General features: G+C 75.6%; 14 protein-coding genes and 1 riboswitch. Of the genes, 8 read left to right on the top strand and 6 right to left on the bottom strand.

The window, feature by feature from the left end:
- From JFN87_RS27075 to thiO, 4 genes are all read right to left on the bottom strand, one after another.
- Nucleotides 1–551: protein kinase domain-containing protein (locus JFN87_RS27075; protein ID WP_209344070.1), on the bottom strand; the 551-nt coding region annotated here is incomplete at its 3' end.
- 619 nt (nt 552–1,170) lie between these two features.
- Entirely contained in the window at nt 1,171–1,965 is a 795-nt protein-coding gene (locus JFN87_RS27070) for a thiazole synthase (protein ID WP_209344068.1), read from the bottom strand.
- 5 nt (nt 1,966–1,970) lie between these two features.
- Entirely contained in the window at nt 1,971–2,231 is a 261-nt protein-coding gene (gene thiS / locus JFN87_RS27065) for a sulfur carrier protein ThiS (RefSeq protein ID WP_209344066.1), read from the bottom strand.
- Nucleotides 2,228–3,439, bottom strand: a complete 1,212-nt coding sequence (gene thiO, locus JFN87_RS27060) for a glycine oxidase ThiO (RefSeq protein WP_209344065.1) — start codon at nt 3,437–3,439, stop codon at nt 2,228–2,230. Before thiO ends, thiS begins: the two co-directional genes overlap by 4 nt.
- A gap of 29 nt (nt 3,440–3,468) precedes the next feature.
- Nucleotides 3,469–3,581, bottom strand: a riboswitch (TPP riboswitch).
- A gap of 129 nt (nt 3,582–3,710) precedes the next feature.
- Between thiO and JFN87_RS27055 the strand changes: the two genes are divergently transcribed.
- The 5 genes from JFN87_RS27055 to JFN87_RS34195 all read left to right on the top strand — a co-directional run bounded on the left by JFN87_RS27055 (nt 3,711) and on the right by JFN87_RS34195 (nt 8,227).
- Nucleotides 3,711–4,886 carry an NAD(P)/FAD-dependent oxidoreductase gene (locus JFN87_RS27055; RefSeq protein ID WP_209344074.1) on the top strand — a complete coding sequence of 392 codons (1,176 nt, stop codon included), beginning with the start codon at nt 3,711–3,713 and terminating at the stop codon, nt 4,884–4,886.
- Between the two features lie 80 nt (nt 4,887–4,966).
- Complete coding sequence (locus JFN87_RS27050; RefSeq protein WP_030909427.1) at nt 4,967–5,332, top strand: Rv2175c family DNA-binding protein; 366 nt, start codon at nt 4,967–4,969, stop codon at nt 5,330–5,332.
- Nucleotides 5,333–5,447: 115 nt separating this feature from the next.
- A complete protein-coding gene (gene thiE / locus JFN87_RS27045) occupies nt 5,448–6,116 on the top strand; it encodes a thiamine phosphate synthase (protein WP_209344063.1) in 669 nt (222 codons plus the stop codon).
- 44 nt (nt 6,117–6,160) lie between these two features.
- Nucleotides 6,161–7,078 (top strand): methylenetetrahydrofolate reductase [NAD(P)H], encoded by a 918-nt coding sequence (gene metF / locus JFN87_RS27040; protein WP_209344061.1) that lies wholly within the window; start codon nt 6,161–6,163, stop codon nt 7,076–7,078.
- Nucleotides 7,079–7,126: 48 nt separating this feature from the next.
- Nucleotides 7,127–8,227 (top strand): hypothetical protein, encoded by a 1,101-nt coding sequence (locus JFN87_RS34195; protein WP_282961669.1) that lies wholly within the window; start codon nt 7,127–7,129, stop codon nt 8,225–8,227.
- A gap of 40 nt (nt 8,228–8,267) precedes the next feature.
- Here JFN87_RS34195 and JFN87_RS27030 read toward each other — a convergent pair whose 3' ends face one another.
- Complete coding sequence (locus JFN87_RS27030; RefSeq protein ID WP_209344059.1) at nt 8,268–9,791, bottom strand: phytoene desaturase family protein; 1,524 nt, start codon at nt 9,789–9,791, stop codon at nt 8,268–8,270.
- 583 nt (nt 9,792–10,374) lie between these two features.
- Between JFN87_RS27030 and JFN87_RS27025 the strand changes: the two genes are divergently transcribed.
- From JFN87_RS27025 to JFN87_RS27015, 3 genes are all read left to right on the top strand, one after another.
- Nucleotides 10,375–10,905: an SAV_6107 family HEPN domain-containing protein gene (locus JFN87_RS27025; RefSeq protein ID WP_209344057.1), complete on the top strand. Its 531-nt coding sequence runs from the start codon at nt 10,375–10,377 to the stop codon at nt 10,903–10,905.
- Nucleotides 10,906–11,087: 182 nt separating this feature from the next.
- Nucleotides 11,088–11,804 (top strand): methyltransferase, encoded by a 717-nt coding sequence (locus tag JFN87_RS27020; RefSeq protein WP_209344072.1) that lies wholly within the window; start codon nt 11,088–11,090, stop codon nt 11,802–11,804.
- A 271-nt stretch (nt 11,805–12,075) separates the two neighbouring features.
- Nucleotides 12,076–12,477 carry an SCO2097 family morphological protein gene (locus JFN87_RS27015; protein WP_030909406.1) on the top strand — a complete coding sequence of 134 codons (402 nt, stop codon included), beginning with the start codon at nt 12,076–12,078 and terminating at the stop codon, nt 12,475–12,477.
- 629 nt (nt 12,478–13,106) lie between these two features.
- On the opposite strand, the gene JFN87_RS27010 is transcribed toward JFN87_RS27015, so the two are convergent.
- A partial coding sequence (locus JFN87_RS27010; protein ID WP_209344055.1) for a DUF4129 domain-containing protein occupies nt 13,107–13,659 on the bottom strand: 553 nt, incomplete at its 5' end.

Here is a 13,659-nt window from a genome sequence, read left to right as displayed (position 1 = left end):
GCCAGGTACGACACCGTGCCGAGGACGGCCCCGGTCGTGTTCGTGACGTCGCCCACGGTCCTGACGAGGCCGAAGTCGGCGACCTTCACGCGGCCGTCGTCCCCTATGAGCACGTTCTCCGGCTTCATGTCGCGGTGGACGAACCCGGCGCGGTGGGCCGCGCCGAGCGCGGCAAGTACCGGCTCCGCGATGTCGAGCGCCGCACGCGGCGGCAGCGCGCCGCGCTCGCGCACGACGTCGCGCAGCGTGCAGCCGGCGATGTACTCCATCGCCAGGTACACGTACGCGCCGTCGGCGCCCTGGTCGAAGACGGCGACCACGTTGGGGTGCGCGAGCCTGGCCACGGACTTCGCCTCGCGGATGAACCGCTCGACGAAGGCGGCGTCGGTGGCGAGCGCGGGGTGCATCACCTTGAGCGCGACCACGCGGTCGAGGCGGGTGTCCACGGCCCGGTAGACCGTGGCCATCCCGCCCACCGCGATGCGCGCGTCCACGCGGTACCGGCCGTCCACCACCTGCCCGACGATCGGGTCGCCCAGGGTCATGTCCACGCGCCGAGTCTACTTTCCGCCACGGACACCGACGGTTCCGCCCGATGTCCGCGACGCACCTGTGACGCGCCCGTCACCGCACCGCGGTGACGCCTCCGGCGAGGGCGGCCGGCGTCGCGCCCTGTGCGCCCGGACGACCGCGTGCTCGTCCCCTTCCGCGCACCGGCGGCGCCAGGCCCGCGGGCGCGGGACCTCCCGCCCCGTGGCGACCCGCCTCTCGCGGCCCGGGGATCGTGCACCCACAGGCGCGGTGCGCCGGTGGGGACGCCGGGCGTCCGAACGGCCACGAGCGCCCGTGCGCGGGCCGCCACTGCGGGGGCGGCGCCCCGGGGCCTGGATGCCGCCGTGGTGGATTACCTTCCGGCAGGTGCTGCGCGGGGGAGGTGGTGGCGCGGAGGGTGGCCTGACGCGGGCGCCCGTCGACCGGGGCCGTGGCGACCTGTGTCGCCGCCGTTCCGTACCCCTGGCGGCCCGCCGGGTGCCCGGGCAGCCACGAGCGCGCGTTCGCGGGCCACCACCGCAGGGGCGGGGCCCCGGGCCCGGACGCCGCCGTGGCGGGCGCCCGTCGGACAGGCGCTGCCCCGGAGCCGCGATGCCCTGCGGCCGGCGCGCTCGCGCCTCAGAACGCCGGGCGTTCCGGGTCCAGCGCCGCCAGGCCGCTCTCCGGTGACGACGCCTGCGCGTGGTGGCGGCGCGGGATGCGGCCCGCGAGGCGGGCCAGCCTGCCGGCCTCCACCGCGCGGCGCATCGCCTCCGCCATGAGCACGGGCTCCTGCGCCCGCGTCACCGCCGACGCCAGCATCACCGCGGCGCAGCCCAGCTCCATCGCGAACGCCGCGTCGGACGCCGTGCCCGCGCCCGCGTCCAGGATCACCGGGACGCCCGCGCGCTCGACGATCAGGCTGAAGTTGTGCGGGTTGCGGATGCCCAGGCCCGAGCCGATCGGCGAGCCGAGCGGCATGACCGCCGCGCAGCCGACGTCCTCCAGCTTCCGCGCGAGCACCGGGTCGTCGTTGGTGTACGGCAGCACCGTGAACCCGTCGTCGACGAGCGTCTCCGCGGCGTCCAGCAGCTCGACCGGGTCGGGCAGCAGTGTCCGCTCGTCCGCCACGACCTCCAGCTTCACCCAGTCCGTGCCCAGCGCCTCACGCGCGAGCCGCGCCGTCAGCACGGCCTCTCCCGCGGTGAAGCAGCCCGCCGTGTTCGGCAGCGGCCGGACGCCGAGCCGGTCGAGCACCGAAAGCACGGAGCCCTGCACGCTCGGGTCGAGGCGGCGCATCGCCACCGTCGTCAGCTCCGTGCCCGACGCCACGAGCGAGCGCTCCAGCACGTCGAGGCTGGGCGCGCCACCCGTGCCCATGATCAGCCGGGAGGCGAAGGCCGTCCCCGCGATGGTCAGTTCGTCGTCCGCCATCCCTATCAGCCTCCCTGCACGGCGGTGAGGACCTCGACGCGGTCGCCCTCTTCGAGTGCCGTGCCCGGCCAGCCGCCGCGCGGCACCACCGTCTCGTTGACCGCCGCCGCGACCCCGGACGGCGCCGTCGTCACCGTCGCGACCAGCGCGTCGAGCGTCGTCGCCGCGGCCACCTCGCGCGGCCTGCCGTTCACCGAAACCCGCACCGTGCCACCACCTCTGCCGTCCGTCGCACCGTTCGCACCGTTCGTGCCGTCGCGCCTCATGCGTGCTGCTCCTCTCGCGCGTCCCCGGCCCCGGCCCCAACCCCGGCTCCCGCGAACCGGGACGGTGTGAAGGGCCGTGCCACCTCCGGGAGTTCGCCCGTCGTCAGCAGCGCCGCCATGGCGTCCCCCGTCACGGGCGTCAGCAGCACGCCGTTGCGGAAGTGGCCGGTGGCCAGGTGCAGACCCGGCAGCGGCGTGGGACCCAGCAGCGGCGCGTTGTCGGGGGAGCCGGGCCGCAGCCCCGCGCGCGTCTCCGTCAGCGGCAACTCCGTGATGCCGGGCACCAGCTCGTGGGCGTCGCGCAGCAGCTCGTACACGCCACCCGCCGTCACCGTGGTGTCCCAGCCGAGCTCCTCGCTCGTCGCGCCCACCACCAGCTCGCCGTTCTCGCGCGGCACCAGGTAGACGTGCCCGCCGCGCACCACGGCCCGCACCGTCCTGGACAGGAACGGCGCGTACCTGCGCGGCACCGTCAGCCGCAGCACCTGGCCCTTGACCGGCCTGACCGGCGGCAGCACCTCGTCGGGCACGCCCGCGAGCCGGCCGCTCATGCTGCCGCCCGCCAGCACCAGCTGGTCCGCCGCGAGCGCCGTCCCGTCCGCCGCCACCACGCCCACGGCCCGGCCGCCGCGCACCGAGAGCCGCTCGGCCCACATGCGGTGCAGGGCGACACCGGCACGCTCGCACGCCGCGAGCAGCGCGGCGGCCATGCGGCGCGGGTCTATCTGGTGGTCGCCGTCGACCCGCAGGCCACCCCGCACGCCGGGCGCGAGCATCGGTTCGAGGCGGCGGCAGTCACGGCCGCCGAGCCACTCGGACGCCAGGCCGCACTTCTCCTGGAACGCGTGCAGCTCCCGCAGGTGCGCGCGGTCGTCGCTGTCGAGCGCCACGGCGAGCGTGCCGCACGTCCGGTACCCGGTGTCCAGGCCGCTCGCCGCCTCCAGCTCCGCGACGAACTCCGGGTAGCGGCGCGCCGACGCGAGATTCAGCCCGAGCAGGGTCTCCTCGCCGTAGTGCAGTTCGGTGACGGCGGCCAGCATTCCGGCGGCGACCCGCGCGGCCCCGCCGCCCGGTTCCGGGTCGACGACCGCGGTGCGCAGCCCGCGCTGCGCCGCACGCCAGGCCGTGACCAGGCCGATGATGCCGCCGCCGATCACCAGCACGTCGTACGCGCGCGTCGACGATGATGATGATGACGCGGAGGACATTGATGTGGATGTGGGTGGTTCGGAAGGCTGCACGGTCGTCAGCCCCTCCCTTCGCCGGCATGACCCGGATCAGGTTCGTACGGTCGGAGGCCGCTCAGCCTCCCTCTCAGTCCGGTGCGCCCGGGCTCCCGCGAGGTTCCACGGCCAGCGTAGTCCCTGCCTCCTCCCGCGTTAAGACGCGGGCGTCCGGAGCGATCCACCGGAGCGATCCAAAGGGAATTAAGGTGATCGCGTGAGCGAGGAGCGGAGAGTCGTCATCGTCGGCGCGGGCATGGCGGGCGTGCAGAGCGCCGTGGCACTGCGCGAGAGCGGCCACGAGGGGCCGGTCACCGTCGTCGGCGCCGAGCCGCACCCCCCGTACGACAGGCCGCCGCTGTCCAAGGCGGTGCTGCTCGGCCAGGCGGAGGGCTCCGCCTTCGACATCGACTTCGCCGCCCTCGGCGTGGAGCTGATGCTCGGCCGCGAGGCGACCGGCCTGCGCACGGACGCGCGCGAGGTGGACACCGACCAGGGGCCCGTCCCCTACGACGCGCTCGTCATCGCCAGCGGCGCCGAGCCCGTGACGCTGCCCGGCACCCGGGGCGTGCCGGGCGTCCACGTGCTGCGCACGCTCGACGACGTCGAACGGCTGCGGCCGGTCCTGGAGCGGCAGCACGAGGTCGTCGTGGTCGGCGCCGGCTGGATCGGCGCCGAGTTCGCGACCGCCGCGCGCGCGGCGGGCTGCGCCGTCACCGTCGTGGAGGCCGCGGACCGCCCGCTGGCGGGCGCGCTGCCCGCCGAGGTCACCGCCCCCATGGCCGGGTGGTACGAGGAGAGCGGCGCCACCCTCATGACGGGCGCGCGCGTGGAGCGCGTCGAAGAGGGCGCGGTCGTGCTCGAAGGCGGCAGGCGGCTCGACGCGGGCGCGGTGCTCGTCGGCATCGGCGCGCGCCCGGCGACGGGCTGGCTCGCGGGATCCGGCGTGGAGCTCGGACCCGACGGCGCGGTCCTGGCCGACGCCTGGCTGCGCACCTCGGTCCCCGACGTGTACGCGGTCGGCGACTGCGCCTCCTTCCCGTCCGCGCGCTACGGCGAGCGGCTGCTCGTCCACCACTGGGACAACGCGCTCCAGGGCCCGAGGACCGTCGCCGCCCGCATCACCGGCGCGTCGATGGACCCGTACGACCCGGTGCCGTACTTCTGGTCCGAGCAGTTCGGCCGCTTCGTGCAGTACGCGGGCCACCACACCGGCGCCGACACGCTGATCGAGCGGGGCGAGAAGGCCGCGCCCGCCTGGTCGGCGGTGTGGCTGCGCGACGGCGTGCTCGTCGCGCTGCTGGCCGTCGGCCGGCCGCGCGACCTGGCCCAGGGCCGCAAGCTCATCGAATCGGGCGCGCGGCTCGACGCGGGCCTGGCCGCCGACCCGGCCGTCTCCCTCAAGAAATCCGTGGTCGAGCCCGCGCCGTGAGCGCCCTCCGGGCGGCGCGCGTGCCCCGCACGGACCGCCACCGCTACCGCCCGCCGGTCCGGGATGGCAGTCTTGTCCTCGTGACCGAGATTGACGTGAAGATCGATGCTCTCGTCCCCGAGTGGCTGTACCTCCCGGACATCGCGGAGAAGCTGGACGTCGAGGTGACGCGCGTGCGGCAACTGGTCAAGGAGGGCCAGCTGATCGCGGTGCGCCGCGGCGAGAACCGCGCACTCCAGGTGCCCGCCGCCTTCATCGACGGAGACAGGGTCGTCAAGGGACTCGCCGGCACGCTGACGCTCCTGAAGGACGACGGCTTCTCCGACGAGGAGATGCTGGAGTGGCTGTTCACCGCCGACCCGACCCTGCCGGGCACCCCCGCCCAGGCGCTCAGCGAGAACCGCGGCACGGAGGTGAAGCGCCGGGCTCAGGCGCTCGCCGTCTGACGGCGGACGAACAACACACCACGACCCGCCGCCGGCCGACGGCCGGCGGCGGGAAGACCGACGCACGACCGCCCGCGCGCAGGAGCGCGGGCGGCACAAGTGGGGGGAACACCCGATGTCCACGGCTCGCGCGGCGCTCGCCGGCGCCCGGATCTACCTGTGCACGGACGCGCGCAAGCGCCAGGGCGACCTCTCCGCGTTCCTCGACGCGGTACTCGCGTCGGGAGTCGACATCGTGCAGCTGCGCGACAAGACCCTGGAGGCGGCCGAGGAACTCGACCACCTCCAGGTCTTCGCCGACGCCTGCCGCAGGCACGGGAAGCTGCTCGCGGTCAACGACCGGGCCGACGTGGCGCACGCCGCCGGCGCCGACGTCCTCCACCTCGGCCAGGGCGACCTGCCGGTGCCCGCGGCCCGCGCCCTCATCGGCGACGCCCCGCTGATCGGCCGCTCCACGCACGCGGAGGCCGAGGCGGAGGCGGCCGCCGTGCAGCCCGGCGTCGACTACTTCTGCACAGGGCCCTGCTGGCCCACGCCCACCAAGCCCGGCAGGCACGCGCCCGGCCTCGGCCTCGTGCGCCACACGGCCGCCCACACCGCCGCGCGCGGCATCGACCGCCCGTGGTTCGCCATCGGCGGCATCGACGCGGGCAACCTCGACCTCGTGCTCGACGCGGGCGCAAGGCGCATCGTCGTCGTACGGGCCATCACGGAGGCCGACGACCCCGCCGCCGCGACCGCGGCGCTCGCCGCTCGCGTCCGCGACCGCGCCGAGACCGTATGACGGACGGTGTGACGCCGCCCGCCGCCAATCGATAACCTGCTCGTATGGCCCTCGGTACCTCCTCGACCTGGACCCCGCAGACACGCACCGTGCGCGACGTGCTCGCCGCCGGCGAGACCAGCTATTCGTTCGAGTTCTGGGCGCCCAGGACCCCGAAGGGCGAGCGCAACCTGTGGAACGCGCTGCGCAGGGTCGAGGCGGTCGCGCCGAGCTTCGTCTCCGTCACGTACGGCGCCGGGGGCTCCACCCGCTCCGGCACCGTCAGGGCCACCGAGCAGATCGCCGCCGACACCACCCTGACGCCGGTCGCGCACCTGACGGCGGTGGACCAGTCGCTCGCCGAACTGCGCAACATGATCGGCCAGTACGCGGCGGTCGGCATCCGCAACATCCTCGCCGTACGCGGCGATCCGCCCGGCGACCCCATGGGGGAGTGGGTCAGGCACCCCGAGGGGGTCGAGTACGCGGCGGACCTGGTCAGGCTGATCAAGGACTCGGGCGACTTCTGCGTCGGCGTGGCCGCCTTCCCCGAGATGCACCCGCGCTCGCCCGACTGGGACAGCGACATCCGGCACTTCGTCGACAAGTGCCGTGCCGGTGCCGACTACGCGATCACACAGATGTTCTTCCGCCCCGAGGGCTACCTCGAACTGCGTGACCGGGTCGCGGCGGCGGGCTGCGAGACGCCCATCATCCCGGAGATCATGCCCGTCACCAGCGTGCGGCAGTTGGAGCGGCTGCCCAGCCTCAGCACCGCGTCGGTCCCCGACGGGCTGAAAGAGCGCATCCTCGCGGCCAAGGACGATCCGGTCGCTGTACGCTCCATTGGCATCGAGTTCGCGACGGAGTTCTGTGCACGGCTCCTCGCCGAGGGAGTTCCAGGACTGCACTTCATCACGCTCAACAACTCCACTGCGACACTTGAGATCTACGAGAATCTCGGACTGCACAGGCAATCCTGACCGGTGCCGCCACCCCTCGGGAGCGGCTGCCGTACGAGAGGGGCGTACATGGGCTGGACGGTCCTCTACATCGCGTTCGGCTTTGTCGCGCTGTGGCTGCTCGGCGAGGTCCTGCTCCAGTACAAGGCGCGGCTGCGGTGGCGCGTGCTGGCGTTCGTGGGGTTCGTGGCGGTCGTCGCGGGCGTGGCGATCCCGTCGATCGCGGTGATCGTGGTGGGCGCTGTCGCCTTCGGCGTCGGCCAGTCGTACGTGACACTCTCGTTCCGCAAGGGCTTCTCGACGGGCTGGGCGATCGGCGGGCGCCCGAGTACGAGCCGCCGCCGCAGGACAGCGGCGGGCGCGGCGAGCGACGAGCCGCCCCGGCAGGCCGCCGAAGGCCCGGGCGTGGCGCAGGAGTCACCGCAGGAACAGACGATGGTGGCGGCCGGGCCGATGGGGCCGGGAGAGGGGCCGGAGCCGGAACAGGCCGGGGACGCCACGGGAATCGCCGCGGGAATCGCCGCGACGGACGAGACGGTCTACTCGCCGCAGCCGCTGCCGGACGACACGGGCCAGCAGTACGGCGTCTACGACGAGACGTCGAGCGGCGCGGGCGGCCTCGGCGCCGCGGCGGGCTACGACCCGTACGGGGGGTACGAACAGCCCCTGAGTCAGGAGGCGTTCGGCACGTACGCCGGTTATGACGGCTACGCGGAGGCGCCGGCGGCACAGGAACAGCAGTACGGCTACGCCGGTTACGCCGACGCCGGCTACGGCGACCAGGCCGCCGGCTACGGCACGGACCAGCAACAGCAGGATCAATACGCGGGCTATGACGCCTCGTACGCTGCCTACGGCGCCTCCTTCAGCTCGTCGTACGGGGCCGACGGGGCCGACGGGGCCGATGGGTCGTACGGCTCGTACGGGACCTACGGCTCCGACGGTTCGTACGGGACCTACGGCGGCTACGGCTACCCGCAGCAGTACCAGGACCCGTACGCCACCGACACCCCGCCCGGCGGCGTCTGGGTCCCGCAGCAGCGGGAGGGCGCCCAGGGCCAGCAGCCCGGACAGGACGGCTACGGCCAGGACCACGGCTACGCGCAGCCGCACGCGGACCTCGACCATCAGCCGGAATCCGACGCGGGCGGCAACTACCCCTCGTACTGAGGCGTCCGCGCGGCCGGTCAGGCGGCAGCGAGCAACGCGCTCACTGCGAGCCCCGGAACGCGGGGCCCTCGACGATCAGCCCCGCCACCAGGGCCCCCGACATGCCCGCGTGCGGCAGCCCGCCCCCCGGGTGCGACCAGCCGCCGGCGGCGTACAGGCCGCGCAGGGGCGTGGAGTTGGCCGGGTGCAGCAGCCGGCCGCCCGCGCCCGCCAGGGACGGCGCGGGCACGCCGCCGCCCGGCGCCCCCGTCTCCGCCTCGGTGTGCGCGGGCGTGCGCACCTCACGCCACATCACCCGGTCCGCGAGGCCCGGCACCGCGGCGTCCGCCGCGCGCACCAGGACGTCCGCGTACCGCTCCCGCAGCGCACCGTCAGCCCAGTCGACCCGGCCGTGCGGCGCGACCGTCGCGGTGAGCGTCACCGCCTCGTGGTCACCGTCCGGCCGCGTCGACGCGTCGTCGGGCCGCAGGACCGTCACGGTGGGCCGCTCAGTGGGCCGGGCGCCCGCGTCGAACACCGCGGCCGCCTCCTCGGCCGACGAGGGCGTGTGCACGACCGTCCGGTGCGCCGTGCCCGCCGGCCGCGCACCGCGCAGCGCCAGCAGCACCGTGAACCGGCCGGGTACCACGTCGCGTTGCGCCGGCCGCCCACCCGGCGCGCCCTGATTCCCGCCGCCCCACGGCGCCAGGCCGGCCGGCGGCCGGGGACCGATGCCCGAGACGACGTGGTCGGCGTCGGCCGACGACCCGTCGGCCAGCTCCACGCCGGCCACCGCGCCGTCCTTCTCGGCGACCGCCACCACCTCCGCGCCGAAGGCGAACTCCACCCTGCGCGCGACGCAGCGCTCGTACAGCGCCCGCGCCAGCTCGCGCACACCGCCCCGCACGTACCAGGTGCCGAACGTCTGCTCCAGGTACGGCAGTACCGCCGCGCTCGCGGGCGCCACGCGCGCGTCGAGCCCGTAGCCCCGCGCGTACGAGTCGAGCAGCGCGGCGAGGCCCGGCACGCGCAGCTCCCATGCGCCGATCTCCGCGAGCGTCGACGCCTGCCGTGCGCCTCCCAGCAGCCTCCGCCGCCGCAGCGCCGGGTACGGGTCGCGGGCGAGCGGCCGCGTGTCCTCGGTCAGCGGTTCCTCGAGCAGCGGGCGGCGGGCGCGCGCCCAGGTGTCGCCCGCCCTGCCGAGGAAGTCCGCCCAGCGTCCGCCCGCGCCGTCGCCGAACGCCGCGTCGAGCGCGGCGACCACACCGCCGCGCGACGCGTTCGGCAGCAGGACGTCCGCGCCGCCGGCGAAGACATGACGCGCGTCGTGCGGCGGCTGGTGCAGGTCGACGCGGCTCTCCAGCGGCTCCTTGCCCGTCTTGACGAACAGGTCGCGGTAGACGGCCGGCACGTGCAGCAGGCCGGGGCCCGTGTCGAAGACGAAGCCGTCCCGCTCGTACCTGCCCACCGCGCCGCCGTACGTCGCCCCGCGCTCGTACACCGCCACCCGGTGGCCCGCCACGGCCAGCCTCGCGGCCGCCGCCATCGCGCCCATCCCGGCGCCGATCACCGCAATCCGTGCCATGCCGGTGACTCTAACGGCCGCCACCGGCGCCTCGTCCGACAGCCCGGCCCGGCCGCCTGAGTACCCGTACTCAGGCCCAGAGATGAGTAGAGCGGCGGATGGGGATCTTCCGGCGGCACGGAAGAGTGGGGACCACGGAAGGGGCGCCGCATCGGCACCGCCGGCACGGGGCGGCGGAACGGTGCGGTGGCCCGGACCGGCACGGGGGCACGGGGGTGCACGGCACAGGGCACGGCGGCCCGCAAGGCGCCGGGCCCGGCCCTCCCGCCTCACGGACCGGGGGACGGGGTGGGGAACGGAAGGAAGGAAGGGGAGCGGGCCGACGGGGGACACGGCGGCCCGTGAACCGGGAGGGGAGCAACGGGGGCCCGCGGGCCGGTGTCGACCACACCGGGCCACGGGAGGGACGGGGGACGGGGGACGGGGGACGAGGCGCTTCGGGCGCCGGACCGCGGATGAGCGGCCCGGCGCCCGACGCGTGTCCGCAGGCACGAAAGGCCTGGTCGGAGCCGATTGTCAGTGGTGGCCCTCACCATGGGACACAGATGGCAACCGTGCCGTCACACGCGACAGGAGGTTCGTCATGGCCGGCTCCTTCGCGGACGCCGCGCGCCGGCGACCGGCACGCGGCCCCGCCCCCTCGCCGAGCGGTCCGCCCACCGACGTGCACCCGGTGCTGCGGCAGGCGGGGGCACCGCCCGCGGCACTGGACCTCCTGTCCCAGGCGCGGGCGGGGATCGAGGAGGCGGGCACGCTCGAAACGCCCAACGAGCGCTACGCCACCGCACACCTCGCCGCGCTGCGTACGGCGGCCGCCGTGCTCGCCGCCCGCGGCCGGCCCGAGACCACGCCGCAGCGCCGCCGCCGCATACGCAGCGCCTGGGAGGTCCTGCCGGAGATCGCCCCGGAGCTCGCTGAGTGGAGCGCCCTGTTCGCCTCGGGCGCGCAGCGCCGGGCCCGTGCGGAGGCCGGGATAAGGGGCGCGGCCGGCACACGCGACGCGGACGACCTGCTGCGGGACGTCGAGAGGTTCCTGCGCCTCGTGGAGCGGCTGCTCATACGGGAGCCGACACTGCCCCTGCCCCGCCGCGAGGGGTCAGCCGCCTCCGGCTGATGGGCCGCGTCACGGCGGAGCGCGGGTGTCGCGGCGGGAGGCAATAGGGTGGGCGGCACGCACCGTCCACGCAACGCCGCAGGAAGCGGCACCGCGCCGAGGAGTCAACTGCCGTGTCGGACCCTTCCCCTGCCGTCGGCGCCGAGTCGCCGTCGTCCCGCCGCGGACCCCTGCGCACCGGTGTGGTCTGGGAGGTCCTGGACGGCGCCTTCGCCCGCAGGGCGCAGGCCGCGGGGACGGCCTCGCTCGACGTACTGGACACCGGCGGCGGCACGGGCAACTTCGCGGTCCCCGTCGCGCGCCTCGGCCACCGCGTCACCGTCGTCGACCCGAGCCCGAACGCGCTGTTCGCGCTGGAGCGCAGGGCGGCGGAGGCGGGGGTGGCGGAGCGCGTACGCGGCGTCCAGGGCGACGTCGGCGGCCTGTTCGACGTCGCCGAGCGCGGCGGCTACGACGCCGTCCTGTGCCACGGCGTCCTGGAGTACGTCGACGACCCGGCCGGCGGGCTCAGCAAGGCGGTCGAGGCGCTGCGCCCCGGGGGCGCGCTGAGCCTGCTCACCGCCGGGGCCGGTGGCGCCGTGCTGGCCCGCGCCCTCGCCGGGCACTTCGAGGAGGCCCGGCAGGCGCTGGCCGACCCGGACGGACGCTGGGGGGCCGGCGACCCGGTGCCGCGGCGCTTCACCGTGGAGCAGCTCACCGGCCTCGCCGGCCAGGCCGGCCTCGCGGTCGAGTCGGTGCACGGCGTGCGCGTCTTCGCCGACCTCGTGCCGGGCGGCCTCGTGGACAACGAGCCCGGCGCTCTCGAAGCGCTCCTCGCGCTGGAGGAGGCGGCGGCCTCCCTGCCCGCGTTCAAGGCCGTCGCCACGCAGCTGCACGTGCTCGCGGTCAAGCGCGGCTGATCAGTCCTGATCGGTGCTGCCGTGCCCCTCGGGGCACCGCATGGAGTACGACACAAGCCCGCCCGCGCGCGGGCTTGGCACCGTATGATCGGGGTACACGATTCGGCATGAGGGATCACGTGTTGGGGAATCAACGCCTCAGCAGCCGAGCCCGCATGGCGGTCCGGCAGGCGAATTGGCGTTGAGGGCGGGTTTCTCGGGGGCGATTCGCCGCTTATCCTGGAGGAGCCGCATACCGGCCGCCCCCGCGGCCGACGACTAGGAGGACTCCGTGCCGCTCTCGGAGCACGAGCAGCGAATGCTCGAGCAGATGGAGCGAGCGCTGTACGCCGAAGATCCCAAGTTCGCGACAGCGCTCGAGGGAAGCGGGCTGCGTACACACACCCGGCGACGGGTCTACCAGGCGGTCGTTGGCTTCTTGGTGGGTATCGCGCTCCTGATGTCAGGAATGGTCGCACAGCAGATCTGGATCAGCGTGGTCGGGTTCCTGGTCATGCTCGGCTGCGCCGTACTGGCCGTCACAGGCTGGCGCAAGGCGCCCAAGCGGGGCGAGCAGCAGGTCGCGGCGCCCGGCCATGTCATGGGCGGGGGCCGCAGGCAGCGGCAGCACCGGTCGGTGATGGACAGGATCGAGGAGCGCTGGCAGCGGCGCCGAGACGAACAGGGCCAGTGAGCGCGGGTCACTGACCGCACGCACCGACGAGGGGCGGACGCATCGAGCGCCCGCCCCTTCGCCGTGCGTACGCGCGTGCGCGTGCGCGTGCCGTCCGCGGCGCGGCCGGCGGCGGAGCCGCCCTCTGGGCCCCGGCTCAACGACCGAGCGCCCGTGACCGCCACCGCGCCGGGCCGGCGTCCGCCGCCAACGGACGGGCACCGCCGGCCGGACCTGCCGCTCGCCCCATGGGCCGCAGGCCGGCGCGCCGCCGGAGCCGCACGCCCCGCGACCCCCGCCCCAGGTCGCCACAGACCCGGACCGGCGCCCGTGAGCGGCCCCTTCCGGCGTCGGCCGCGCCGCCCCAGGGCACACGAGTGCCGCCCCGGACACCGAGCGCTCCCGCCCACCCCGGCCGCGCCGCACGTGCCCCCGGCCGGGACGGGGTGCCCGTCCGCACTGGCGGTGACGCCCATGCCCCGGCCATGGCGGTGGTTCCGGACGCCCCGGACGGGGCGGTGCCCCCGTGCGCGCCAGCCGCGCCGCCTGCCCGGCCGGGACGGCGGTCTTGTCCGTACCGGCCCACGCCGTGTGTGCCCTCGGCCGGGACGGTGGTCCCGCACTGGCGGTGAGGCCCGCGCCGCGCGGGCTCAGTGGCGGCGCCAAGAGGCGGGGACCAGGCGGTCGGGGGTGAGGCGGGTCGTCAGTGTCTCCCAGCGGGCCGACAGTGCCCATACCGCGCGGACGGACGAGCGCGGCGCCAGCAGTGCGCGCAGCCGTGCGCCGCGTCGCGCCGAGGCCCGCAGGGCCGCCCGTGCGCGGCGCACGTCCTGCACCAGGCCCGCGGACGGCTCCGCCGGGCCCGGCGCGTACAGGGCGCGCTCCACCGCTCCGGCCAGCCGGTGCACCGCGGCGGCCCCCTCCTCGTCCAGCTCGCCGAGCCGCACGATCCGCTCCGCCGCCCGCCGCGGCGTCTGCGCCTCGTCCGGTGGGATGCCGAGATCCCACGCGGTGTCGATCAGCTCGCGCCACGCGGCCTGGGCCGGCGCGGCCGTGCCGCGCCCGAGATGGACGCCGCTGCCGAGCCTGCGCGCCCTGACCCGCGCCCGGTACAGCAGCGGGAGCAGCAGGACGAGCAGCACCGCCGCGCCGCCCACCCCGGCGCCCACCCACGCGCCCGTCGGCGTGCCGGGGCCGGCCGTC

Origin of the sequence: Streptomyces montanisoli, from assembly GCF_017813245.1 — a bacterium.
GTDB lineage: Bacteria > Actinomycetota > Actinomycetes > Streptomycetales > Streptomycetaceae > Streptomyces > Streptomyces montanisoli.
This window is presented reverse-complemented; position numbering and strand designations above follow the sequence as displayed.

What these genes read in the sequence shown, in the direction of transcription:
- JFN87_RS27030 (WP_209344059.1), bottom strand. Translation starts at nt 9,791, where the DNA reads ATGGCACGGATTGCGGTGATCGGCGCCGGGATGGGCGCGATGGCGGCG.
- thiS (WP_209344066.1), bottom strand. Translation starts at nt 2,231, where the DNA reads ATGAGGCGCGACGGCACGAACGGTGCGAACGGTGCGACGGACGGCAGA.
- JFN87_RS27055 (WP_209344074.1), top strand. Translation starts at nt 3,711, where the DNA reads ATGGCGGGCGTGCAGAGCGCCGTGGCACTGCGCGAGAGCGGCCACGAG.
- thiE (WP_209344063.1), top strand. Translation starts at nt 5,448, where the DNA reads ATGTCCACGGCTCGCGCGGCGCTCGCCGGCGCCCGGATCTACCTGTGC.
- JFN87_RS27025 (WP_209344057.1), top strand. Translation starts at nt 10,375, where the DNA reads ATGGCCGGCTCCTTCGCGGACGCCGCGCGCCGGCGACCGGCACGCGGC.
- thiO (WP_209344065.1), bottom strand. Translation starts at nt 3,439, where the DNA reads ATGTCCTCCGCGTCATCATCATCATCGTCGACGCGCGCGTACGACGTG.
- JFN87_RS34195 (WP_282961669.1), top strand. Translation starts at nt 7,127, where the DNA reads ATGGGCTGGACGGTCCTCTACATCGCGTTCGGCTTTGTCGCGCTGTGG.
- JFN87_RS27070 (WP_209344068.1), bottom strand. Translation starts at nt 1,965, where the DNA reads ATGGCGGACGACGAACTGACCATCGCGGGGACGGCCTTCGCCTCCCGG.
- metF (WP_209344061.1), top strand. Translation starts at nt 6,161, where the DNA reads ATGGCCCTCGGTACCTCCTCGACCTGGACCCCGCAGACACGCACCGTG.